Origin of the sequence: Streptomyces sp. NBC_01381, assembly GCF_026340305.1 — a bacterium.
Taxonomy (GTDB): Bacteria; Actinomycetota; Actinomycetes; order Streptomycetales; family Streptomycetaceae; genus Streptomyces.
In genome coordinates, this window is the sequence record NZ_JAPEPI010000002.1 from 2,733,574 (window position 1) to 2,756,097 (window position 22,524).

Below are 22,524 nucleotides of genomic sequence, written 5' to 3' on the forward strand. Positions count from 1 at the left end.
CGCACCAGTCCGTCATCCGCCGCACCCCTTCATTCACCGCAGTCCCAGAGGAGCCCCAGGTGACCGAGCCGCCGACGAGCGCCGCCGCGCGCCCCACGCTGGAGGCGGTGGCCGCCCGTGCCGGGGTCTCACGGGCCACGGTGTCCCGCGTCGTGAACGGCGACACGGGGGTGCGCGAGGCGCTCGCCGAGAAGGTCAGGCACGCGGTCGACGAGCTCGGCTACGTACCGAACCGCGCGGCCCGCAGCCTGGTCACCCGCCGCCACGACGCGGTCGCCGTCGTGATCGCCGAACCGGAGACACGGGTCTTCGCCGACCCGTTCTTCGCGCTGCAACTGCGCGGCATCAGCAAGGAGTTGACCTCCCGCGACGTGCAGCTCGTGCTGCTCCTGACCGAGGGGCGCGACGACCACGAGCGGGTCGGCCGCTATCTGTCGGGCGGCCATGTCGACGGCGCGCTCGTCTTCTCCCTGCACCTCGACGATCCGCTGCCCGGCATCATCCAGGGCGCCGGTGTGCCGACGGTGTTCGGCGGCCGCCCGGGGTGGCCCGACGGTACGGCCACATCGCCGTACGTCGACTGCGACAACCGCGGGGGCGCGCGGGCCGCGGTCCGCCATCTGGTCTCGCTGGGCCGCACGCGCGTCGCGCACATCACCGGCGCCCTTGACCAGACGTCGGCGGTCGACCGGCTCGACGGCTTCCGCGACGTCCTGCCGGATGCGGACGACGCGTACGTCGCCGAGGGCGACTTCACGCCGGCCGGCGGGGAGCGGGCGATGCGCGAACTCCTGGACCGCTGCCCGGACTTGGACGCCGTATTCGCCGCCAACGACCTCTCCGCGTCGGGCGCGCTGCGGGTGCTCCACGAGCGGGGGGTGCGGGTGCCGGAGGACGTCGCGGTGGTGGGCTTCGACGACATGGTGCCGGTGGCCGAGCAGACGTCTCCCCCGCTGACGACGGTGCGGCAGGACATCGAGGAGATGGGGCGGTTGATGGCGCGCATCCTGCTTGCGCGGGGCGGCCCGGAGGAGAGCGTCGTCCTGCCGACGGAGCTGGTGCGCAGGGGGTCGGCGTAGGCGGCCGGCCGGACGGACCAGAGCGCCGCACGAAAGGGTGCCCTGGTTACCCCGCGGGCGGCTCACCGGTGTTTTCGCCGCGCGCCTGCCGGGTGAGCCTGCAAGCGGCATTTCCCCTCATCAGGAGGTAGACCCCTGCGCAAGCGGGCGATCCTGGCAGCGGCGGCGCTCGCCGCGGTCACCGTCATCGGCGGGGCCGGCTCCGCAATCGCCGGTCCCGAGCCCGGCGCCTTCGCGGAGGGCGTGGTGGAGAACGCGCCCGGCGTCCTCAGCGGCAACCTCGTGCAAGCGCCGGTCCACGCTCCCATCAACGCTTGCGGCGACTCCGGGAATCTCATCGGCGCCCTCAACCCCGCCGCGGGCAACAGCTGCAAGTAGGTCTGCCTCTGCTGACGAAAGCCCCGTCGCGTGCCGAACGCGACGGGGCCTTCGCATGCCGGGTCACGCCCCGACATTCGCCGGGCTACGCCCCGACGCTCACCGTGAACCTGCGCGGGTTGCCGTCGTGCGCCGCACCGGACACATCCGGCTCCCCGTCCGGCCGGACATCGTCGTACGGGAACGCGTACCCGATGGGGGAGTTCGCGTGCACCACCCGCGCCCAGTGATTCGTCACCGCGTCCTTGTAGTAGTCCCCGGAGCCCGCGCCGTTCGGCTGCTCCGCGTGCGTCAGCATGATGCTCCGGTTGAACCCCGCCGCCAGCCGCGCGAGCAGCCCCTTCTTGTCGTCGGAGTCCGCGGGGTTGTTGGCGAACGGCCCGTGGTTGCAGGTGAAGATGTCCTTGGACGTGGGCTTCGCGAAGGTGTGCCCGCCGTCGAAGGTCAGCGTGTCACCACTCACCCGCCCGGTGAACACACCCCGGCCGCCCTGCAGGTCGATCTTGAGGTCGGTGCCCCGGTACTTCTCCCACACCTGGTCGATATAGCTGTTCCACACGTTCCGGAACGGCATCTGGTCGGGCCGGTCGAAGTACGGGGCCATGAGGTTCTGCGGTGAGATGACGCGCAGTACGTCCCCGTCGTCGCCCCGGATCACCAGGTCGCCCCACGGCTGCCCGTCCTTCTCGCCCTGCGCGACGAGATCGGCCGCGATCTTGTCGACGGCCCCGTCGGGCAGCGGGGCGACGGTGTGCTTGGCGTCGCCCTCCAGGGTCAGGCCGATGGGCAGGGCCGTGACCAGGTCCACGTAGCTGATGTTGGCGTACAACTGCGTGCTGTTGAAGGTGAATTCGCAGAACGACCAGGTGCGCCCGTAGTTGGGATCCTCGCGCGTCGCGAAGGCGGGCTCGACCAGAGACGGGCCCGGGTTGAGGAAGAAGTCCAGCTTGTCGTCCCGCACGAAGTAGACGCGGGCGCCGAACATTTGAGGCAGCGTCAGGACCTTCGGCGCGGAACCGGCCGCGCCCAGCGGGATGGAGCAGTCGACCGGGAGCGGCGTCTGCGGGGCCGAGGGCGAGTCGGGCCGGTAGACACCGCCGTCCGGCTTGAGCAGGACCCAGCGGTCGGTGCCCTGCTCGTGCCCGGTGACGTAGGCGCGCACCTCGCCGGGCAACGACTTGTTCTGCAGGGCGAGTTCACAGGTGGCGGGCGCCGCCTTGGCGTCGGGGCTGAGGAGGCTGCCCCAGGCCGGATAGGTCAGGGCTCCTGCGGCACCGGCTGCGGACGACAGGAATACGCGACGCGATATCACGGTGGATCTCCCGGAATGTGGGGGTGTGGGGATGTCGTACGTGGGGGGTGGGGGATGGGAGGGGGTGCGGCCGGCCGTGCCGTGCGACCACTGTTGCGTCAGGGAAATCCGGCGTCAAGAGATGGGGCTGAGAGCGCTCTCAGAAATGTTGTTCCTTCACAAGGTGGCGGTCGGCGTGCGGTGTCAGTGCCAGGTGCCAGACTCGGAGGAACGGAAGCGAGATGCGACAAAGGAGTCGATCATGCTTAGTACCCGTTTCCTCACGGGTGCCCCTGTATGGGTGGACCTCGGCACTCCGGACCTGGAGCGCGCCAACGCCTTCTATCGCGCGCTCTTCGGCTGGGAGTTCCAGTCCGGCGGCGAGCAATTCGGTGGATACGGCATGTATCAGTCGGGCGGAAAGACCGTGGCGGGCGCCATGACCGTCCCCGTCGATGAGGCCCCGCCGTCCTGGACGATCTACTTCAAGACGCCGGACGCCGACGCGACGAGCAAGGCGGTCGAGCAGGCCGGCGGCAGCGTCAAGTACGAGGCCGTGGACGTCGGTGACCTCGGCCGCATGGCGGTGTTCACCGACGCCCAGGGCGTCGGCTTCGCCGTCTGGCAGCCGGGCACGATCAAGGGCCTCGACCTCGTCGACGCGCCGAACAGCATGAACTGGACCGAGCTGTACACGCCGGACATCGCGGCGGCCGCCGCGTTCTACGGCACGGTCTTCGGCTGGGGCACCACCACCCAGTCCTTCCCCGGCGGTTCGTACACGATGATCCACCCCGCCGACGGCACCGCGGACGACATGTTCGGCGGACTGTGGCCGCTGGCCGACGCCCCGGAGGAAGCCGAGGGCGGGGCCTACTGGACTCCGTACTTCCAGGTCACCGACATCGACGCGGTGCTCGCCAAGGTCGAGCCCGCCGGGGGCACGGTGCGGGTGCCGCGGATGGACCTGGCGGGCGTCGGCAGCTTCGCCAAGCTCGCCGATCCGTCCGGGGCGCGGTTCGCGCTGATGCAGCCGGAGGCGCCGAGCGCGGGCTGAGGGAGTCGACCTTCCGGCGTCGCCCGCCACTGGGGGCGGCGCCGGGCAGGCCGGAGCCGTGGATCGGGCCGCCCCGTCCATCACTTGAACCCGACGGGGGTTTCGCCGCGTTCCTGGCGGGCATGGAGGATTTCGCCACGTTCCAGAACGGCCGAAACGCCTCGCCGCGCCGCGTTGATCGTTCGTTGATCGGTTGTTTCGCGCGCCCTGCCAGCATCATCGGCATGAAGATCGACATGACCACCGAGCCGGAACTCGCCTGGCAGGAGCAGGCGCTGTGTGCGCAGACGGGCTCCGACTTCTTCTTTCCCGAACCGGGCAGCTCCGTGCGCGAGGCGAAGTACATCTGCCAGCTCTGCGAGATGCGCCCCGCCTGTCTCGAATACGCCCTGGCCCATGACGAGCGGTTCGGTGTCTGGGGCGGGCTCTCCGAGAAGGAGCGGCTCCACCTCAGGCGTACGTGATCATCTGACGCGTACGCGACCTTCTCACGCGTACGTGACCGTGAACCTCCTCGTCCCTGCCGGTACGCGCACATCGTCGCCCGTGACCGTCAGATCACGGCCGTCCGCGGTCGCCGACCGCACCGAGCCGAACCGGCACGGATAGACATAGCGGACCCGCTCCGGTGACCGGGTGATGTCCACGGTGACCTTCCGCGCGCCCGCGTCATGGGTGAGGCAGTAGCCGAAGGGCGTCCCGAACAGGTTCGGGGCGTCGTCGACGGCCACCGACTCGCCGTCCGGCACCCAGTGCGGACGTACGCCCGGAGCGATGTACAGATGCGGGTCGCGGTCCTCGTCGGCCTCGAAGAAGAGGATGTCGCGGAGCAGCAGCAGATACTCGGCCGCCGCCCAGCCGTGCGGGATGTCCCCCATGTACCAGTGGCGGCCGGGGACTTCGCGGTAGTCGGACGCGATGGGGAACGCGTGCTGCTCGTTCCACGCGCCCAGCGCCACCGCACGCTCATCGGTCCGCGGCATGGACGCGCCCACGATCCAGCCGAGCAGCGCGTCCATTCGCGCCGCGTCGCCGGCCAGGAGGTAGGCGTGCGCCAACTGCGTGGTCAGGTAGGGGCCGTAGGTGTTCCACGCCGCCTCGTGCCGGTAGCCGCCGGTCACGAAATGGGTGTACATCGTGTCGAGCGTGTGGCGTGCCGCCCGGTCGATGTCCTCGCCCAGCTTGCTGCCCATGTGCAGCCGCAGCGGATGGAAGAACGCCGCCGTGCCGATCATCGTCGAGTCGAGCCGACCGACGTCGGCGGGTCCCGTCGGTATGTACGTCTCCCAGGCGCCGCGCCGGCGCTGCTCCTCAAGGACCCAGCGCACCGACGCGGCCGTCGCGCGCTTCAAGTCATCGAAGGCGCCCCAGAGTTCCGGCACGTCGGGCGAGCCGATGCGCTCCGCGAGCCGCGCCGCCTCGTACAGTCCGGCCAGGCCCCACAGGTCGTCCCAGTAGTGCGGCTTGTCGCGCTCGCCGAGGTGCTCGGCGCTCCAGCCGCTGTGCAGCAGGCCGTACTGGTCGCGGTTGTCCCGCAGCCACCGGGCGCCGTCGATGACGTACGGCGTGTAGAGCTTCGCGCCGAAGGCGGCGGTCCGGCCGCGCGTGCGGTCGAAGCGGCCGATCGCCCACAGCGCCTGGCCGTTGCTGTCCCACTCGCGGTCGTCCTTCTCGTGCGGGCCGCCGTAGAAGCCGTACTCGGCGCACGGCCCGATCCGGCCCGTCCCGCGGTTGAACTTGAGCGGGTAGTGCGTACCCAACTGGTGCTCGGCCAGGGCCGAATCGCCCACCAGTGAACATGCCGTGGCCTCGACGGACGAGTCGCGGATCCAGAAGGAGTCGTACACCGTCGGCCCGGGATGGATCTCGCCGTGGTCGGAGAGGATGAGCAGCTGCGAGCGGCACTGCCGGAACCGGTCCGTCAAGTGGGCGACGGGCGACGGCAGTTCGGGCTGGACCCCCTGTGAGAGGAGCTTGTCCGTCCAGAAGCCGCGGTTGGCCTCTTCCAGGCGGGCGGCCGGAGTGGCCTTGATCTCGGCCAGGTCGGCGGCCCCGCTGTAGAGATCGACCGGGAGCCGGACGTCGAGCTCGAACAGCTCGTCGTCCACGACCCGGTAGGGCCAGGCGAACGCCGCGCTGCACAGCCCCGCGATCTGGTCCTGGGCGCGCAGCGCGCCGTTCAGCTTGCCGCCGTTGACCAGGTCGTGGAACGGGCTGTGCGTGAGGTAGGAGTCGGGGTCGTACGTGAAGTCCGGGTTGCCGTACACGCCGTACTGCTCCGGAGCCGTGTCGAACACCGGGCCCCACCCGCTGTTGGTCTCCATCCGCCCCTCGTCCGGCAGATGGCGCAGGAACGTCAGGCGCCGGTCGGCGATCTGCCGGCCGTTGCGGTCGTGCCGCTGGAAACCGCTCGGCCCCGCGGGCATGACCGCCGCGCACAGCCAGCCCTCGCGCGCCTGCCCGGTCGCGCTGCCCACCGTCAGGCGGGTCACGACGAGATCGCGCTGCCGGGCACCGACGGTGGTAGCGAAGGTCCGCTGCACGAACTCGGTGCCGTCGGCGGTGCGGAACGTCGTCAGGACCACCGGCAGATGCGGCGCCTCCATGCGCTGCCCGACCGTCCCGCCGCCCGTCAGCTGCGGCAGATGCAGGGCGCGGCTCGCCGGTTCGTAGAGGAAGAAGGAGAGACAGTACTTGTCGTAGACGGGCTCGATCTCGCCCGCCTGGCCGATCAGTGACTCCTGGCGGTGGTCCTTCACACCCACCATGTGCCAGTAGCGGTACAGGGCGTTGGAGGCGAAGGCCGCCTCCTTGGACTCGTACGTTCCGTGGTCGAAGTCGTCGCTCCAGCGCCGGAAGGCCGCCTGCGCCCACCACGGCACGGGATAGGGCAAGCGTGCCCTCCCCGCCCAGCCGCGCCACATGACCTCGTAGAACATCCATTCATGGGTCTGCGCCATGGGTTCCACCCCCGCTGCCCACCGTTGCACCAGGGCGGGCGGCCGTAAATCCGTTCGGCACGGCGGTCCTCGCACGGTTACGATCCGGGGGCGCGGGCGGGCCGATCACCGCTGGTCCGCGCGTATGCGGGGTCCTGTAGAGCAGAGGCAGACTCGCCGCCACGGCATGGCGGATACGCCGGTTCGAATCCGGCCGGGACCACGGGCGAGCGGCACGGGCGGGGCGGGACGGATGAGTGAGAGCGGCGGGATCGGCGAGGCGGACCTCGCGGTCTTCCACGACGTGGTCGGCAGACTCCGCGAGCTGCCCGTCGACGACCCGGTGCGGCTGCGCGCCGAGCAGGTCGCCGCGTCCTTCGCCCGCGACGGACGGCTGCGCAGGCGCAAGGCGCGCGGCGCCGAACTCTCCGCCGCCGACGCGGCCGTGATGGCCGCCACCGCCACCGGGGCCGACGACCGCCGCGAGGACGCGCCGCTGGTCGCCGAGGCCTCGACGGGTGCCGCGGGGGTCTTCCGGCGGCCACGGCCCTGCTATGTCTGCAAGGCTTCGTATCGACAGGTCGACTCCTTCTACCACCGGCTCTGTCCCGACTGCGCCGCCGACAACCGCGCCCGGCGCGCGCTCACCACCGATCTGAGCGGGCGCCGCGCGCTGCTCACCGGGGGCCGTGTGAAGATCGGCTTCCAGCTGGCCCTGATGATGCTGCGCGACGGCGCCGAACTCCTGGTCACCAGCCGCTTCCCGCACGACACGGAGCGGCGCTTCCGTGCGGTGCCGGGCAGCGAGAAGTGGCTCGACCGGCTCACGGTGCTCGCCGTCGACCTGCGCGACCCGCGCCAAGTCCTCGGCCTGTGCGAGGAGTTGCGGCAGTCCGGCGAGCCGCTGGACATCCTGGTCAACAACGCCGCGCAGACGGTCCGGCGGCCGCCGGAGTCGTACGCGGCGCTCAGTGCGGGGGAGTCGGCGACGCTGCCCGCCGGGGCGCGTGCGGCGCCCGGGTTCCGGCCGATGCGGGCGCTCGACGGCTCCGCGGCGCGGGGCGCCATCGCCCTGGTCCTTCGCGAGGCCGACGAGGCGGGGCTGCTGCCCGACCCCTCGCCGGAGAACTCCTGGTCGGCCCGGCTCGGCGACCTCGACCCCGCCGAGGTCCTGGAGACCCAGCTGGTCAACGCGCTCGCCCCGGCCCTGCTCTGCGACCGCCTGCTGCCCCTGCTCCTTGCCTCGCCACGGCCCCGTACGTACATCGTCAACGTCACGGCGGTCGAGGGCCGCTTCGCGGTGCGCAACAAGATGCCGGGACACCCGCACACGAACATGGCGAAGGCCGCCCTGAACATGCTCACCCGCACCAGCGCGGCCGAACTCGCCGAGCGCGGCGTGCACATGTGCGCCGTCGACACCGGCTGGATCACGGACGAGAACCCGGCACCCAAGAAGGACCGCATCGCCGGCGCCGGCTTCCGCACACCCCTCGACGTGGTGGACGGCGCGGCGCGGATCTACGACCCGATCGTGCGCGGCGAGGCGGGCGCACCCGTCTCCGGGGTCTTCCTCAAGGACTATCGGGAGGCGGAGTGGTGAACGACCCGACGGCCGTGGGCCCGTTCGCGTTCGCGTTCGCGGGAGTTCCGCGCGTAGTGCCACGACCCGCCGCCGAACTGGAGCCGCTGCTCGACTGGTTGCGGGGCGGCCGTCCGGCAGGCGAGCGCCTCGACTTCGCGGCCGGGACGGTGCTTCCGGACGGGCGGCTCGACCTGTGCAAGCAGTCGCTCGGAGCGGAGGGCGCCGCGCTGGTCGCCGATGCGCTGCGGGGTGGCTCGGAGGCTGAACGGCCTTCTCCCGTACGTCACTTGCTGCTCGGCACCGACGGCCTGGGTGACGAGGGGGCGGCCGTCGCAGCGGCCACCGCGACAGGAGCCAAGGGGGTGGAGACCCTCTACCTCGGCTGCAACGGCATCACGGCGGGCGGCGCCTGCCGCATCGCGGATCAGTTGCGGGCATCGCCGCAGGTGGTGACGGGCGTCTGGCTCAAGCGCAATCCGCTGGGTCCGCAGGGCGGCGCCGCGGCGACCGAACTGATCGAATCCGTACGGACATTGCGCACACTCGACCTCGTCCAGACGGGGCTCGACGCGGCCGGTGCCGCCGTCCTCGCCGACGCGCTGCTCGCGGCGTCCGCTGCGGGCCGGCGCGTCGAGCGGGTCTTCCTGGGCGGCAATCCGCTCGGCCCGGCGGGGGCCGCACCGCTCGCCGAGCTGGTCTCCGGTGGCGGGGTGCGTGAACTGTACGTATCGGCGGCGCAGTTGGGCGACGCGGGAGCGCTGCGGATCGCGGACGGTCTTGAGCGTGCGCCGTGGGGCGGGCTCGACCGCCTCGCCGTCGCCAGCAACGGCATCGGGCCACGCGCCGCCGCGCGCCTGGTCGCGGCGGCCGTCTCCGCCGGGGTCGAGCTGCTCGACCTCGGCCGGGTGCGTGCCGCGGGTGTGCTCGGCGCGGCGGACAACCGTGTCGACGACGCGGCCGCCACCGCCATCGCCGGAAGTCTCGCCGCGGGCGAGCACCGCCTGGCCCACCTGGTGCTCAGCCACACCGGGCTGCGCAGCCGGGAGGCGCACCGGTTTCTGGACACCGCCGCGTTGGCGCTGACGCCTACGCGGTTCGTCCTCGGCCAGGGTGTCGCGGCGAGTGTCAAGCGGCGGCTGGCTGCGTTCAGTTGGGGCATCCCTGCACCGGCGGTCCCGGTGGACGTTGCCGCTGTGCGCAGCGTGCATCGCTGAAGGCTCCGTTGGGAGTGCTGTCAGGATCTGCGGATCGGTGGGGGCTGGTCGCGCAGTTCCTCGCGCCCCTAACGGGCCCGGTAGCCCTGGCTGTCTAAGTCGTCGGGGCGGCCACGCCGCTCTCGTCCACGGTGAAGCGTCCGCTCGCGGCGCCGTTGAAGGTCCCGCTCTTGACCCACTCGATCAGTGCCGCCTTGGTCGTGGAGTGGGGGCCTGCCCAGGGTTCGCCGGGGCGGCCTCCATAGGGCGTCCCGGATTCCGGTGTGCAGCGCGGGCCGGTGCAGCCCTCGTTGTGCAGCTGGTGGGCCGCGCACTGCACCTGCACGAGCAGCTTGTTCGTCATGGCTGCCGGGAGGGCGTTGTAGACGGCGGGCGCGTTGGCCGCTCCTCCCGGAACGCCCCTGTCCTCAATACCCTGCATGACCAGCGTCGGTGGGGTCAGCTGCCCCGCTACGGCGGCATTCCAGCCGTAGCTGGAGAACGTCGGCGAGCGGTTGATGCCAGTCGGGTTGCCGGGGTCGTCCCCTCCCCAGTTCCGCCCCTCGGTGTCCTGTTCCATGATCTGCTCCCAGATCTGATCCAGGCTGCCCGGGATGATCCGCCCGGTGCACGCAGCCTCGCGATCCGGCGGCAGCATCGACGGTGGCTGGCGAGGCGCGACGTTCAGCGGGTACGTGACGAAGCCCGCCGGCGGCGTCGTCTCCTCGGTCGGCCCTCCGAAGAAGGGCGCAAGGAACACGGCACGGTTGACCTTCGCGATGACGGCCGCGCTTCCGGGAAGGACCGGGTTGGCCGCGTACAGCGTCCGCCCGACGTGCTGCGCTCCGAGCGAGTAGCCGACCAGGGTGACCTTGCCGTCCGTCGGCTGTGCGCGGGTGATGGCGTCGTCGATGGTCTGGCGGATGTCGCGTACGAAGGTGTCGACGCGCGCGAAGCGGTGCTGGCTCGAGTGCGGGCGCCTCTGCCCGGCGAGCGGATTGGTCAGGAGCAGCGCCCCCTGCTGATCGAGGGCGAATGCCGCCGGGTTGTGTGTGCGGTCGCACCCCTCGGGGTGGGAACAGCTGCCGTCCGCGTTGTAGGGCCTGAGGCTCGCGTTGCCGGGATCGTTCAGGCCCTCGTCGAAGCGCGTCGAGCGGCCGTAGCCGAGCAGGCTCGGGGCGAAGGTGTCGATTCCCGCACGCGCGAGTGCTTCCTGCGTGCTGAGCTGGCCGCCTTCCGGGGCGGGGTGGCGCAGGTCGAACGTCGGCGAGGCGGTTTCGGTGCGGCCGTGGATCAGTACCGCGGCCCTGTTGGTCACCCCTGGGCATTTGCCGTTCGCGTACACCGGCCGGACGCGGTGCACCTGGATCCTCGCCGGGCGCCCGTCGAACCGGGGGTCCGGCATGAGCCCGCGCGGCACCCTGAACATCAGCCAGTGATTCCTGGTGTCGACGCCGGTCGGCACCTCGTCGCATTGCCGGGCCGACGGCTTGGTGGCAGCGGCCGTCGATACCGTTCCGGTGCCGAAGGTGCTCGCGATCAGGCAGAGGCACAGCAGGAGCCATCGCGTCCGGACCCCTGGTGCGCGTTCGGGGGTCCCTGGGGTGGTGTGCATGGCATCTCCCGCCGGGGCTGCTGCGGATCGGTCCGGTGGCAGCATCCTTCGGCGTCGTTCGGTCCCCTGCCAGACGGGCTCGGCTGAACGGACCTGCACGTGCGCCTCGGCACACGGCACCGACTGCTCGACCCCAGGGCCTGACGGGGCGCGAAGCCGGAGCATACGATTCACCCCAAGGGCGGGGTCGTAGCGCAGAGGCAGTCGCGGCGGTCTCCAAAACCGGAACACGCTGGTTCGAATCCAGCCGCCCCGCCCCCTCACCTCTGCACCCCCGTGCCCCCTCACCTCCGCAATTCGCTGTCCCCGGGCCGGTCCCGCCAGGCAGAATCCGCGCATGGCCCCGCCCGAGAAGACCGCCGCCCGTTATCTGCTCTCCGACCTCGACCTGCTGCCCTATCCGCGCCGGATGCGCGAGATCGCCGAGAGCGCCCGGGACTTCGCGGCGCGCGGCGCGCTGCGGTCGGTCCTGGAGGAGCTGGAGTGCGGCGGGGCGTACGAGCGCGGAGTGGCCATCGTGCTCGCCTGTGCCGGCGGGGACGCCGAGTGGACCGGGGCGCGGCTCACCGACCTCGACCCCTTCGTGCGCGGTCACGCGCTACGGATCGCGGAGAGCCATGGGGTGCCGGACGCCGCCTTCGAGGCCGCGCTCGACGATGCCTCCGAAGCGGTGCGGCGGCAGTTGCTGCACGCGATCGTCGCCGGGCGCCGCACCGCGCTCGCCGATCGCGTCATCGGCCCGCTGCGGCGCGCGTGGGGTGACACGGAAGCGGCCAGGCTGCTGCCCGGCTGTTCGTTCCCCGTGGTGGAGCGGCTGCTGCCGGAGCTCTTCCACGCCGTACGCGGATGGCGGCCGCTGGCGAAGCGGCACGCGGGTGTGCTCATCGACGTGGCGGCACGCGAACTCGGCGCGCTGCCCGAGGCGCTGCGGGACGCCTGGTGGCAGCGGTACGCGGCAGGGATCGCGGCGGCCACGGACGCCGAGCCGGTCCGGGTGCTCGACCTGCTCGACCGGTTCGCACCCAATGTCTTTCCCGCTCAACTCCGGTCGCATCTCGGCGTGTTCACCGACGCGGCGCCGGGGCGCGTCCTGGAGATCCTCACCGGTCCCTGGGGGCAGCCGCTGCGGCACAGCAGTTGGCTCACGATGCCCGTGCTGCGCAAGCTCGCCCGTTCCGGTGCGCCCGAACTCCTCGCGTACGCCCGTTCCGTCGCCGACGACTCCGCCGACCTCTCCCGGCTGATCCTCGCCCACCCGCCGGGGGAGCGGGCCGCCGTGTACGCGCGGGCCGTCGAGGGGCGCGGCGCGGGGTTCGCCACCGTCGACGGTGTTCTTCTCGGCGCGCTGCCCCGCAGTGCGGTTGCCGACGTGGCCCGGCGGATGGCCGAGCGGGCCAAGGAGCGTGGCGGGCAAGGGAGTTCCGTCCTGCTCGCCGAGTCCTTCCTGCCCTGCGCCGAGGTGCGCGAGCGGCTCGTGGCGGCGACGCGGCGGTCGGCCGCGGAGGAGCGCGCCGAGGCCTGGCCGCTGCTCGTCCGCAATGCCGCGCGCTCCGGGGAACGCGCCCAAGTCGCTGCCGTACTCGAAGAGATGACGCGCCTCGCCAACGAGCAGGACCCGGTGCGCTCCGCCGCTCTGTCCGCGCTCGCCGAGACCCGCCCCGCCCTCTTCGGTGTGGAGGCCGAACCGTTTCTCGACCGGATCTGTGCCGACGCCGTCGCCGCCCGCGACTCCTCGTACGGCACCCGCGGAGCCCTCAGCCGCCTCGCCGTCGCCGTGCTGCGCGAGCACGCGGCGGGCGGGGAGCGGGAGTTGGTGAACTGGGCGCTGCGCACCCTCGTCCGGATCTCCGGCAGCACCGGCGGCGCCGACCTCGGCCGCCTCGACCGCACACTGCGCCGCGGCCAGGAACACCAGGTCTTCGAAGCGCTGCGCCCCTGGATCGAGGCGGGCGCCGAGAAGGCGGACTACAGCCTGGCCTTCGCGCTCGCCCGAGCCGTCGGCAAGCGCGCCGCGGGCCTGCCCGAACTCCAGGAACTCCTCTGGCAGGCCATCCGCTTCGGCGACAACGCGACCGTCTCGAAGGCGATCGCCCTGTGGCTGGAACCGGCCTCGACGCGCGACGAGCGCGTGGCGCGGGTTCTCGCACAGGAGCCGTCGACGGCCGTGCTGCCCCCGGTGTACTCGCTGCTGTGCGCCCGCCGCACGGACCTGCTCGACCAACTCCTGTCCGGCACACCGCCGTACGGACGGTTCCTGACCAAGGGCGCGGCGTGGACCGTACCGGCCTACGCCTGGCAGATACGCCGCTGGCTGCCGCGTCAACAGGACGCGCTGGTAAGGCAGTTGGCCCAAGCGGCGAGTGACGCGGGGCTGCCGAAGTGGAACCGCGCGACGGCGATCGCGCGCGGCGCGTGCATGCCCGGCGCCGGGGAGGATCTCGTACGCCGCTGGACCGGATCACCCGACACGGTGCTCGCCGAGGCGGCCCTCGGCGCGCTCGCCCACACCCAGCGGCCGGGGGACTCCCTGCCCGAGCTGCTCGCGCACGCAGGGGGCGAGCGGGCGCGCGTCGCGGTGTACGCGGCCACGCAGGCGTCACGCCACCTCGCACCGTCCCGTCTCGCGGCGCTGCTGCGGGAGGTCCTGTGCGGCGATGGCAAGAAGGTGACGAGCCGCAAGGAGGCCGCGAGGCTCGCCGCCGTACGGCTGCCCGCGCCCGAGGCGGCGGCGCTGCTCGGCGATGCCTACGAGGCGCCGGGCGCCCACCGTGACGTACGGGCGGCGTGTGTCGCCTTCGCGGGCGGGCTGCTGGGCGAGGAACGGGTCTGGGCGCTGCTGCGGGACGCCGCGGCGGGCGAGGCGGTGCTGCGGACGGCCGTGCTGCGGGTGCGGCCGCTCGATCTGGCGGAGGGGCATCGGGAGCGGTACGCGCGTCTCGTGCGTGAGGCGGTGGGCGCTGATGACGACGACGCGGCGGCCCTGGCGCTGTCGGCGCTGGCACGGTGGGCCCCGTGGTCGCCGGACGCGGCCGGGGTCCTCGCGGAGGCCGTCGCCGATCTGTCCCGGCGAGCCACGTGGCAGGTGGCCGCGCGAGGACTCGTGGCGGCGGCGGCCACCGCGCCGCGCGGGGGAGGGGCGTTGTGCGGGGCGCTTGCGGCGCTCGCGGAGGCGGCGCCCGCTGCGACTCCGGGCCGGGACCTGCCCGCCCGGCGGCGGATCGAGTATCTGGCGGAGACGCTGGCCGAGGAAGGCGAGGCGTATCGGATTCCCGCTCTGGCCGCCGGTGACGTGCTCGCCGGTTACGCGGAGTACGTGCCGCAGGCAGCGGAGATCCTTGCGGCGGCGCTGGATGTCGACGCGGAGCCCGGTGCGGCGCTGCTGCGCCTTGCCCGGTTGCACGAGGGGCGGCCGGCGCTCGCGGTGCGGACCGCGGGCGCCCTGAGCGAACGCTTCGCGGACATGGAGCACACGAAGGAGGCCCTGCTGCTGCCCGTGGCGCACCGCCTCGCGGAGGAAGGCGGCCATGCGGAGGGGGTCTTCGCCCTGGCGATCACGGATGCGCTCGGAGAGCGGACGAACTGGCCCGCGCCTTGGCGGGACCTTCTCGTGTCCCTGCGGCTCCATCCGGTCCCGGACGTCCGGGACGCGGCTCTGGCGGTGTGCACGGCGGACGAGTGACCGCCAAGTACGACGGCGCCCGGCAGCAGAGCTGCCGGGCGCCGGTGCGGGTCGCCTACTTCCCCCGCGCAGCCATCCGCGCCTTACGCGCAGCCAGCTTCTCGTCGAACTTCGCGGCCTCGGTGTCGAGCCCGTTCATGTACAGACCGAGCTCCTCCTGCGCCTTGAGACCCTCGGGGCCGAGCCCGTCGATGTCCAGGACCTTCAGGTAGCGAAGGACGGGCTGGATCACGTCGTCGTGGTGGATGCGCATGTTGTAGATCTCGCCGATCGCCATCTGCGCGGCGGCCCGCTCGAAGCCGGGCATGCCGTGACCGGGCATCCGGAAGTTGACCACGACGTCGCGCACGGACTGCATGGTCAGGTCGGGGGCGAGCTCGAAGGCCGCGCCCAGGAGGTTGCGGTAGAAGACCATGTGCAGGTTCTCGTCGGTGGCGATGCGCGCCAGCATCCGGTCGCAGACCGGGTCGCCCGACTGGTGGCCGGTGTTGCGGTGCGAGACGCGGGTCGCGAGCTCCTGGAAGGCGACGTACGCGACCGAGTGCAGCATCGAGTGGCGGTTGTCGGACTCGAAGCCCTCGGCCATGTGCGCCATGCGGAACTGCTCGAGCTTGTCCGGGTCCACGGCGCGCGAGGCCAGCAGGTAGTCGCGCATCACGATGCCGTGGCGGCCCTCCTCGGCGGTCCAGCGGTGCACCCAGGTGCCCCAGGCGCCGTCGCGGCCGAAGAGCGAGGCGATCTCGTGGTGGTAGCTGGGGAGGTTGTCCTCGGTCAGGAGGTTGACGACCAGGGCGACCTTGCCGATGTCGGTGACCTTGGACTGCTCGGGCTCCCAGGCCTCGCCGTCCTCGAAGTAGCCGGGGAAGTTCCGGGCGTCCGAGAACGGGACGTACTCGTGCGGCATCCAGTCCTTGGCCACCTTCAGGTGGCGGTTGAGCTCCTTCTCGACCACTTCTTCCAGGGCGAACAGCAACCGGGCGTCGGTCCAGTCGTCCGTGCTGCCGAGGTGGGGAGAGGTGATCGTCACGGGGGCTCCAGGGGGGACGGGAGATTTTTCGGATATCGGGCTACAGGGGGTTACCAGGTCGCACGAGCGGGTGCTACCTACCTACGGTGTCGTAGGTTACGTTGCCGTAGGTTAAACCCTCCGTAAAGTGCCCGAGGAAGCGGGGCCCACCGGCCCCGCTCGCCCCATCCGCCCCAGTACTGGTCAGGCGTACAGCTCACGGAGTCGCACTGAGAGGCATGTCACACAGCCTTCGAGCTTCTCGAACTCGCTGATGTCCACCACGACGGGTTCGAACCCGAGATCCGTGAACAGCTCCGCGGTCTTCGGCGCGCTCGCCGCCATCAGCAGCTTCGAACCGCCGAGCAGCACCACGTGCGCCCCCGACTCCTCCGGCACGGGCAGGAAGCGCGGGAAGAGCGAGGGGGTGTCCACCAGCGGCGGGTGGCCGACGACCGTGCCGTCGGGCAGCGCCGTCACGGCGGACTTCAGGTGCAGGACCTTGCTGACGGGTACGGCGACGACGCGCGCGCCGAGCGGCTCGAAGGCCGCCCGCAGCTGCCGTACGCCCGCGGCGTTCGTGCGCCCGCCCCGTCCGACGTAGATCGTGTCGCCGATCTTGAGAATGTCGCCGCCGTCGAGCGTCCCGGGCTCCCACACCCAGTTCACCGAGGCGCCGAGCCGGGCCACCGCCTCCTCGACCCCGGCCGTCTCGCCGCGCCGCGACTCGGCGCCCGGCCTGGCGATCAGCGCCACATTGCGGAAGACCACCGCCGCGTCCTCGACGAAGACCGCGTCCGGGCAGTCGTCGGCGGGCTCCACTTCGAGCGTCTCCCAGCCGTGCGCCCGCAGCGCTTCGGCGTACGCCTCCCACTGCTCGAGGGCGAGGTCCGCGTCGACCGGCGTCCGTTCGATGTGCGTGACCAGGCCTTCGGCGAGGCGCGGGCTGGGGCGGCGGATCAGCGCTTTCTTGCTGGGCACGGGGCGTTCTCCGTAAGGCGGCGGGGGCGCCCGGCCCGGCGGGGTGCCGGGCCGGGGTGTTGCCGCACATCATGCAGCGCGCGAGGGCTCCAGGCCCAGGTCTCGCCGCAGATGGGCGGCGGTGAACGACCCTTCCGCGCCGATCAGCTGCCGCGGTGTCCCCTCGAAGACGACGCGGCCGCCGTGCTTGCCGCCGTCAGGGCCCAGGTCGATCACCCAGTCCGCGTGCTTGACGACCTCCAGGTTGTGCTCGACGACCAGCACCGTGTTCCCCGTGTCGACAAGCCGGTCGAGGAGGGCGAGCAGCCCGCCCACGTCCGCCATGTGAAGGCCGGTCGTCGGCTCGTCAAGGACGTACGTCGTGCCGGTGCGGTGCAGCTGTGTCGCCAGCTTGATGCGCTGTCGCTCGCCGCCCGAGAGCGTGCTCAGGGGCTGCCCGAGCGTCAGGTAGGTGAGCCCCACGTCCCGCAGGGCGCGCAGCCGGCGGCGTACCGCCTTGTCATCGACGGCGGCGAGGAAGTCGAGCGCGCGCTCGGCCGTCATCTCCAGGACGTCGACGATGGAGCAGCCGTCCACGGTGAGCCGCAGCACCTCTTCCTTGAAGCGCCGCCCCTCGCACGCCTCGCAGGTCGTGGTCACCGGATCCATGAACGCCAGGTCGCTGTAGATGATCCCGCGCCCCTGGCAACTCTCGCACGCCCCGGCGGAGTTGAAGCTGAAGAGCCCCGCCTCCTGGCCGGTCTTGCGGGCGAACAGCTTGCGCAGCGAGTCCATGATGCCGAGATACGTCGCCGGGGTCGACCGGCCCGAGATGCCGATGCCCGACTGGTCGACGACCACGGCGTCCGGATGCTCGTCGACGAACGCCCGCGACACGAGCGTGCTCTTGCCGGAGCCCGCGACCCCGGTCACCGCCGTGAGCACCCCGGTCGGCACGCGCACGCTGACGTCCTTGAGGTTGTGCAGGTCGGCGCCCTTGACCCAGCGTCCGCCGACCGCCTGGCGCGGGCTCTCCTTGACGCCCGTGGAGCGCCGCAGGAACCGGCCGGTGAGCGTGTCCGCGTGCCGCAGCTCGTCCGGTGTCCCCTCGAAGACGACCAGGCCGCCGCCGGCGCCCGCGTCAGGACCCATGTCGACGACGTGGTCGGCGACGGCGATCACGTCGGGGTCGTGCTCGACGACCAGGACGGTGTTCCCCTTGTCGCGAAGCCGCAGCAGCAGATCGTTGAGACGGCCCACGTCGCGCGGGTGCAGGCCGACACTGGGTTCGTCGAAGATGTACGTCATGCCGGTGAGGCTGGAGCCGAGGTGCCGCACCATCTTCAGGCGCTGCCCCTCGCCGCCGGAGAGTGTGGACGTCTCGCGGCCGAGGCTGAGATAGCCGAGGCCGATCGCCTCGATCCGTTCGAGCGCCGCCACGGCCGCTCCCGCGATGGGGCCCGCCACCGGGTCGTCGATCCGCTCCAAGGCGGCGATGAGGTCGGTGACCTCCATGCGCGAGCAGTCGGCGATGTTCCTGCCGTCGATCCGCGTCGCGAGCGCCGCCGCGTTGAGCCGCGCCCCGTGGCAGGCGTCGCACTCGCCCTCGACGAGGAAACGCTGCACCAGGTCACGGGTCTTCTGGGAGAGCGCGGAGAGGTCGCGGTTGAGGTAGAGCCGCTCGAAGCGGTCGGCGAGACCTTCGTAGTCGATGTCCCGTGCGCCGCCGGTGTTGTTGACGTTGACCTTGCCGCCGTTCCCGTCGCCGCGCATCAGGAACTGCCGCTCGGCAGCGGTGAATTGACCCACCGGCTTGTGCGTGTCCAGGTCGGGGGTGTTGGTGTACGTCTGGCTCTGCCAGGTCCCCACGGCGAACGGCGGGAAGAGAATCGCGCCGTCCGCGAGGGACTTGGCGGGGTCCAGGATGCGGTCGTAGTCGGGCCGCACGGCCCTGCCGAGGCCGTGGCACTCGGGGCACATGCCCGAGGGGTCGTTGAACGAGTACGCCGTGGCAGGACCGGCGCTCGGTGTGCCGTGCCGCGAGAACAGCACGCGCATCACCGAGTAGATGTCCGTCATGGTGCCCACCGTCGAGCGGGAGTGGCCGCCGATCGGCTTCTGGTCCACGACGATCGCGGGCGAGAGATCCTCGATGGCCTCCGCGTGCGGCCGCTCGTACTTCGGCAGCCGGTTGCGGATGAACCACGTGAAGGTCTCGTTCACCTGGCGCTGCGACTCGACCGCGATCGTGTCGAAGACGACCGACGACTTCCCCGACCCCGAGACTCCGGTGAAGACCGTGAGCCGGCCCTTCGGGATGCGCAGGCTCACCTCCTTGAGGTTGTTCTCACGGGCTCCCCTGATGGTGATGTATTGGTGCATACACGCGAAGCTAGCCGGGATACCCGACAGCTTCTGTCGTGATTTCTTTCATTTCGCCGTCGAGCAGCAGCCAGCGCGTGATGCCGATCGATTCCAGGAACGGCACGTCGTGACTGGCCACGATCAGCGCCCCCTCGTACGACTCCAGGGCCGTGGCCAGCTGCTTCACGCTCGCCATGTCGAGGTTGTTCGTCGGCTCGTCGAGCATCAGGAGCTGCGGCGCGGGCTCCGCGAGCAGCAGCGCCGCGAGCGCCGCACGGAACCGCTCGCCGCCCGACAGGGTCGCCGCCCGCTGGTCGGCCCGCGCCCCCTTGAACAGGAAGCGGGCGAGGCGCGCCCGGATCCGGTTGTTGGTGGCGTCGGGCGCGAACCGTGCCACGTTCTCGGCGACGGTCAGCTCATCGTCGAGCACATCGAGCCGCTGCGGCAGGAAGCGCATCGGGACGTGCGCCAGTGCCTCACCCTCCTCGGCGGCCAGCTCCCCCGCGATCGTCCGCAGCAGGGTCGTCTTGCCCGCGCCGTTGCGGCCGACCAGCGCGACCCGCTCGGGCCCGCGCAGCTCGAACTCGCCCGCCACGCGCGCTCCGTAACGCAGTGTCAGATTGCTGAGACCGAGTACGGTGCGGCCCGGCGGGACCGCGGTGAACGGCAGGTCGACACGGATCTCGTCGTCGTCACGCACCGCCTCCACGGCATCGTCAAGACGCTCCTTGGCCTCGGAGAGTTTCTCCTCGTGCATGATGCGGTGCTTGCCCGCGGACACCTGGGCCGCACGCTTGCGCTCGCCCATGACGATCTTCGGCTCGCGCTTCTGGTCCCACATCTTCTGGCCGTACCGCTTGCGCCGCGCCAACTTGACCTGGGCATCGGCCAGTTCACGCTTCTGCTTCTTCAGGTCCGACTCGGCGACGCGCACCATGCGCTCCGCCGCTTCCTGTTCGGTGGCAAGGGCCTCCTCGTATGCGGTGAAATTGCCGCCGTACCACTTCACTTCGCCGTCCCTGAGGTCGGCGATCTGGTCGACCAGATCGAGGAGTTCACGGTCGTGGCTGACCACGACGAGCACTCCGGACCAGGCCTCGACGGCCTCGTAAAGGCGTCGACGGGCGTACAGATCAAGGTTGTTGGTGGGTTCGTCCAGAAGCAGCACGTCGGGGCGGCGCAGCAGCAGCGCGGCGAGACGCAGCAGCACCGACTCGCCGCCCGACACCTCACCCGTGGTGCGGTCAAGGCCGATGTGGCCAAGGCCCAGCTGGTCGAGGGTCGCGATCGCGCGCTCCTCGACGTCCCAGTCGTCACCGACCGCGGTGAAGTGCTCATCGGCGACGTCGCCCGCCTCGATGGCGTGCAGCGCGGCACGCGTTCCGGCGATGCCGAGTACGTCGTCGACGCGCAGTCCGGTGTCGAGGGTGACGTTCTGCGGCAGATAGCCGATGTCGCCCGCGACCCGGATGGCGCCGTCGCCCGGCGTCAGCTCACCGGCGATCAGCTTCAACAGGGTTGATTTTCCTGACCCGTTGACGCCGATGAGACCGGTCCTGCCGGGGCCGAAGGCCACCTGGAGCCCGTCGAAGACTCCGGTGCCGTCCGGCCAGGTGAAGTCGAGCGACGTGCAGGTGATGGAGGTGGGGTGAGTAGACATACAGGCCTCGCGGTTGCGTGAGATGAAGCGCGGTCAAGGGGCAACGCGTTTCGGGACACCGCGGGGTGCGACAGACAGAGGCGGAGACGGAGGCGTCAGCGCGGGGGCATGAAAAAAGGCCCTGCGCCGGGGACGGCTCGAACGCCGAGGTCGCACGCTACGCACACAGCCGAGCCGTGTGACGCGGTGACTCCAGACCTCAGACGAGCAACGTCCTTCTCCTATCGGCGACAACAGAACCGTTCTACAACGTACGAGGAGATCGCCCGGCTGTCAACGGATTACAACGAACCACAACCAACCACGGCGACGTACATGTCGGATTCTCGCCAGCCCCGGACCACGGAACGCTGGTTGAGTGGTCCGCATGACGACGACGAACCTCCGTGACCGCGCTCTGAAGTTCCGCTCCCTGCACACCGCCGGACGGCCGCTCGTGCTGCCGAACGCGTGGGACGCGGCGAGTGCCCGCATCATCGAGGCCGCGGGTGCCACGGCCGTCGCCACGACCAGTGCCGGGGTCGCCTGGGACCTCGGGGCCGCGGACGGCGACCACCTCGGCAGGGACCGCGCGCTCGGCGCGGTCGCCCGGATCGCGGCGGCGGTCGGGGTGCCGGTGACGGCCGACATCGAGAGTGGCTACGCGCAGGACCTGGCAGGCGTCGCCGACACCGTGCGCGCGGTGCTCGCGGCGGGCGCCGTGGGCGTGAACATCGAGGACGCTCTGTACGACGGTGACGCACCGCTGCGTCCGGTCGCGGAGCAGGCGGAGCGCATCGCCGCGGCCCGTGCGGCGGCCGACTCCGCGGGTGTGCCGCTCTTCGTGAACGCCCGCATCGACACGTATCTGCGCGGTGTGGGGGCGGATGTCGACCGCGTCGGCCTGACCCTGGAGCGGGCGGCCGCCTTCCTCGCCGCGGGAGCGGACGGGATCTTCGTGCCGGGGGCGGTCGATCCGGCGACGGTCAAGGTGCTCGTCGAGGGCGTGGCGGGGCCGCTCAATGTGATGGCGGGCCCGGGTGCGCCGTCGGTCGCCGAATTCGCCGGGCTCGGGGTCGCGCGGATCAGCGTGGGCGCCGGCATCGCGCAGGCCGCGCACGCCGTCGTACGCAGGGCCGCGCGGGAGCTGCTCGCCGAGGGTACGTACGAGTCGCTCGCGGGCGGGCTCGACTACGGGGAGCTGAACGCGCTGCTCGGCTCCTGAGGGCGGGGCGGCCGGGGCGGTGGCGTCAGCAGGCGTCCCGCATCAGTTCGGCGAGGTCCTGGTCCAGGTCGACGTGCAGATGCTCGTCGCCCGCGGGGACCAGGGCCATGGTGCGGTGCAGGAAGCGGCGCAGATCGCCGGAGCGGATGTGGACGATCGCGGTGCCCTCGGGGGCGTGGAACTCCAGGACGGTGCGGTCGAATCCGTAGGGGCGCACCCGGACGTCGCCGTCCCCCACCGCGTTCTCCGTGCCCTGGGCGAGCAGTTCACGGGCGAAGGTCCAGTAGACCTCGACGCCCTCGAGGGTCGCCGGGGCGGGGAAGCTCATGTGGACGGCGAACGGGTCGCGCGGGTCGTAGTGGAGCTTCGCGGGGATGGTCGGCATCCGCGGTGCGGCGGCTACCAGGCGGGCCTCTACGGCTTGCTCGATGCGGTTGGACAACGCCTGCTCCCTCACTCACAGCTGGACGACTGGGGTCGGCACTGAGATAGACGTCGGAATGAAGGAATCCGT

The 22,524-nt window shown here is 71.5% G+C and carries 16 protein-coding genes and 2 tRNA genes; 10 read left to right on the top strand and 8 right to left on the bottom strand.

Annotation, left to right across the window (positions count from 1 at the left end):
• Positions 1–59: 59 nt before the first annotated feature.
• Positions 60–1,079, top strand: a complete 1,020-nt coding sequence (locus OG453_RS33755; protein WP_266872358.1) for a LacI family DNA-binding transcriptional regulator — start codon at positions 60–62, stop codon at positions 1,077–1,079.
• 207 nt (positions 1,080–1,286) lie between these two features.
• Positions 1,287–1,457: a chaplin gene (locus OG453_RS33760; protein ID WP_323178720.1), complete on the top strand. Its 171-nt coding sequence runs from the start codon at positions 1,287–1,289 to the stop codon at positions 1,455–1,457.
• Positions 1,458–1,542: 85 nt separating this feature from the next.
• Here OG453_RS33760 and OG453_RS33765 read toward each other — a convergent pair whose 3' ends face one another.
• Positions 1,543–2,769, bottom strand: coding sequence for a glycoside hydrolase family 64 protein (locus tag OG453_RS33765; protein WP_266872359.1), 1,227 nt, complete (start codon positions 2,767–2,769; stop codon positions 1,543–1,545).
• Between the two features lie 241 nt (positions 2,770–3,010).
• On the opposite strand from OG453_RS33765, the gene OG453_RS33770 reads away from it, so the two are divergent.
• Together OG453_RS33770 and OG453_RS33775 are read left to right on the top strand one after the other, a co-directional pair.
• A complete protein-coding gene (locus tag OG453_RS33770; RefSeq protein ID WP_266872360.1) occupies positions 3,011–3,805 on the top strand; it encodes a VOC family protein in 795 nt (264 codons plus the stop codon).
• A 224-nt stretch (positions 3,806–4,029) separates the two neighbouring features.
• A complete protein-coding gene (locus tag OG453_RS33775) occupies positions 4,030–4,269 on the top strand; it encodes a WhiB family transcriptional regulator (RefSeq protein WP_266872361.1) in 240 nt (79 codons plus the stop codon).
• Between the two features lie 24 nt (positions 4,270–4,293).
• Here OG453_RS33775 and OG453_RS33780 read toward each other — a convergent pair whose 3' ends face one another.
• Complete coding sequence (locus OG453_RS33780) at positions 4,294–6,765, bottom strand: hypothetical protein (RefSeq protein ID WP_266872362.1); 2,472 nt, start codon at positions 6,763–6,765, stop codon at positions 4,294–4,296.
• Between the two features lie 130 nt (positions 6,766–6,895).
• Between OG453_RS33780 and OG453_RS33785 the strand changes: the two genes are divergently transcribed.
• From OG453_RS33785 to OG453_RS33795, 3 genes are all read left to right on the top strand, one after another.
• Positions 6,896–6,967 (top strand) — tRNA-Ala (locus tag OG453_RS33785).
• 30 nt (positions 6,968–6,997) lie between these two features.
• Complete coding sequence (locus OG453_RS33790) at positions 6,998–8,347, top strand: SDR family oxidoreductase (RefSeq protein WP_266872363.1); 1,350 nt, start codon at positions 6,998–7,000, stop codon at positions 8,345–8,347.
• A complete protein-coding gene (locus OG453_RS33795) occupies positions 8,344–9,543 on the top strand; it encodes a ribonuclease inhibitor (RefSeq protein WP_266872364.1) in 1,200 nt (399 codons plus the stop codon). Before OG453_RS33790 ends, OG453_RS33795 begins: the two co-directional genes overlap by 4 nt.
• A 94-nt stretch (positions 9,544–9,637) precedes the next feature.
• On the opposite strand, the gene OG453_RS33800 is transcribed toward OG453_RS33795, so the two are convergent.
• A complete protein-coding gene (locus OG453_RS33800) occupies positions 9,638–11,137 on the bottom strand; it encodes an alpha/beta fold hydrolase (protein WP_266872365.1) in 1,500 nt (499 codons plus the stop codon).
• Between the two features lie 181 nt (positions 11,138–11,318).
• On the opposite strand from OG453_RS33800, the gene OG453_RS33805 reads away from it, so the two are divergent.
• Both OG453_RS33805 and OG453_RS33810 read left to right on the top strand, forming a co-directional pair.
• Positions 11,319–11,394, top strand: a tRNA-Trp gene (locus OG453_RS33805).
• Positions 11,395–11,474: 80 nt separating this feature from the next.
• Entirely contained in the window at positions 11,475–14,816 is a 3,342-nt protein-coding gene (locus OG453_RS33810; RefSeq protein WP_266872366.1) for a hypothetical protein, read from the top strand.
• Between the two features lie 55 nt (positions 14,817–14,871).
• On the opposite strand, the gene OG453_RS33815 is transcribed toward OG453_RS33810, so the two are convergent.
• From OG453_RS33815 to OG453_RS33830, 4 genes are all read right to left on the bottom strand, one after another.
• Positions 14,872–15,843 (bottom strand): acyl-ACP desaturase, encoded by a 972-nt coding sequence (locus OG453_RS33815; RefSeq protein WP_266872367.1) that lies wholly within the window; start codon positions 15,841–15,843, stop codon positions 14,872–14,874.
• Between the two features lie 183 nt (positions 15,844–16,026).
• Complete coding sequence (gene ddaH, locus OG453_RS33820; RefSeq protein WP_266872368.1) at positions 16,027–16,803, bottom strand: dimethylargininase; 777 nt, start codon at positions 16,801–16,803, stop codon at positions 16,027–16,029.
• A 69-nt stretch (positions 16,804–16,872) separates the two neighbouring features.
• Positions 16,873–19,164, bottom strand: coding sequence for an excinuclease ABC subunit UvrA (locus tag OG453_RS33825; protein WP_266872369.1), 2,292 nt, complete (start codon positions 19,162–19,164; stop codon positions 16,873–16,875).
• Between the two features lie 10 nt (positions 19,165–19,174).
• Entirely contained in the window at positions 19,175–20,806 is a 1,632-nt protein-coding gene (locus OG453_RS33830) for an ABC-F family ATP-binding cassette domain-containing protein (protein ID WP_266872370.1), read from the bottom strand.
• Between the two features lie 367 nt (positions 20,807–21,173).
• Between OG453_RS33830 and OG453_RS33835 the strand changes: the two genes are divergently transcribed.
• Positions 21,174–22,010, top strand: coding sequence for an isocitrate lyase/phosphoenolpyruvate mutase family protein (locus OG453_RS33835; protein ID WP_266872371.1), 837 nt, complete (start codon positions 21,174–21,176; stop codon positions 22,008–22,010).
• A 25-nt stretch (positions 22,011–22,035) separates the two neighbouring features.
• On the opposite strand, the gene OG453_RS33840 is transcribed toward OG453_RS33835, so the two are convergent.
• Positions 22,036–22,452, bottom strand: a complete 417-nt coding sequence (locus OG453_RS33840) for an SsgA family sporulation/cell division regulator (RefSeq protein WP_266872372.1) — start codon at positions 22,450–22,452, stop codon at positions 22,036–22,038.
• Between the last annotated feature and the right edge of the window lie 72 nt (positions 22,453–22,524).